The sequence below is a fragment of the Acidithiobacillus sp. TH-A36 genome, assembly GCF_057473445.1.
Genome location: NZ_JBYCKP010000302.1, coordinates 1 through 1,439 on the forward strand (window position 1 = coordinate 1; position 1,439 = coordinate 1,439).

Annotated in this window: 2 protein-coding genes; both read left to right on the top strand. The window is 56.1% G+C overall.

What is annotated here, in order from left to right:
* The first annotated feature begins 146 nt into the window (after positions 1–146).
* Positions 147–530, top strand: coding sequence for a Co2+/Mg2+ efflux protein ApaG (gene apaG / locus AC2VLY_RS07870; RefSeq protein WP_300251502.1), 384 nt, complete (start codon positions 147–149; stop codon positions 528–530).
* Entirely contained in the window at positions 527–1,129 is a 603-nt protein-coding gene (locus AC2VLY_RS07875) for a class I SAM-dependent methyltransferase (protein WP_300251499.1), read from the top strand. The genes apaG and AC2VLY_RS07875 overlap by 4 nt, the downstream gene beginning before the upstream one ends.
* The last annotated feature ends 310 nt before the right edge of the window (positions 1,130–1,439 follow it).

A 1,439-nucleotide genomic window follows, 5' to 3' on the forward strand; every position in this document is an offset into this window, starting at 1 on the left:
CGTATTGGCCGCATCGTCATCCTGTATCGGCTCCGGCCTGCTGCAAAAATGCCCAACAAACGACGCTGAAGTGGCTTGGCAGGTGGCTTCCCGCTCGTTAGACTGGTTCTTGATTATCCTAGTGGCTCAACGCCCGGAGTAAGATCATGGCAGAAAACGCCCCCACAGACATTCGGATCACCGTAGAAACCCGATATATTCCCGAACAATCCAGCCCCGAGCAGGCGCATTATGCTTTTGCCTACCAGATCACCATCGAAAACCACGGCCCGCAAACCGCACAGCTGCTCAACCGCCACTGGATTATTACCGACGCCGAAGGTCATATCCAGGAAGCCAAAGGTCCCGGCGTAGTCGGCGAACAGCCCACACTGCAGCCTGGACAACGCTTTCGCTATTCCAGTGGCTCGGTTCTGTCTACCGCTGTAGGCAGCATGCACGGCAGTTACGAATGGATCACTGCAGACGGGGAAATCTTCGAAAGCCCCATTCCTGCATTTCGTCTGGCCGTCGCTACGGTATTTCATTGAGCCGCAGCAGCCTGCAACGCGCCTACGGCATCTGGGCGCCCATTTACGATCAGGCAGTACGCGGTTTTTCCGAACCTTTACGACAGCGCAGCCTCCGCCAAATCCCCCAGAATGCGTCCTGTCAGATTTTAATTGATGGCATTGGCACCGGGCTGGACATTCCCTTTTTGCCAAATCACTGTACCGCCATTGGCATTGACCTGACCCACGCCATGCTGCGCCGCGCGCAAAATCTGCCAAGCACCATCCCATTGGTTCAGGCCGACGCCGAAGTACTGCCCTTTGCCAATGCGACCTTCGATTTTGTGGTGATGCATCTGATTCTGGCGGTGGTCCCCAATGCCGGCAAAGCGTTGGCAGAAGCCAGCCGGGTTCTCAAACCCGGGGGCCGGATTTTGCTACTCGACAAATTTTTACGCCCCGGCCAAAAAGCATGGATAAGACGTGCGTTGGGTCGGGTAGCGGGTGCCGTCGCTACCCATACCGATCTGACCTTTGAGGAGATTCTGGCAGAGCGCCCGGAATTACACTGTATGCGTGACGAACCGGGTGCCATGGGCGGCTGGTTCCGCCTCATCACGCTGGAAAAGACCGCATAAAATATCAGGCCCGGTAAGCGTTGCCGCTTCCGGGCCTGCAGTGTCAGCCACCAAACACAGCGTGTTAAGGGGGCAAGGTTCTCTTAACTTAAAAACGACAGTTGCCGTGGGTGCTTTGCAGCGTGTTTCGAGCCGTTGTTGTTCCTGGCGAAATCCGGCGCCCGTCAGGAAAGCTGTCTGAGCCCGTAGGGCGAGTTCTTTCCTGACATCAGGATGAGCCTTGTAACAACAGGCGAGTAACATAAAAAAGCACCCACGGCAACTGCCGTTTTTAGGACTTAACCGTTTCCGGCACCGCCACGTGACGCTT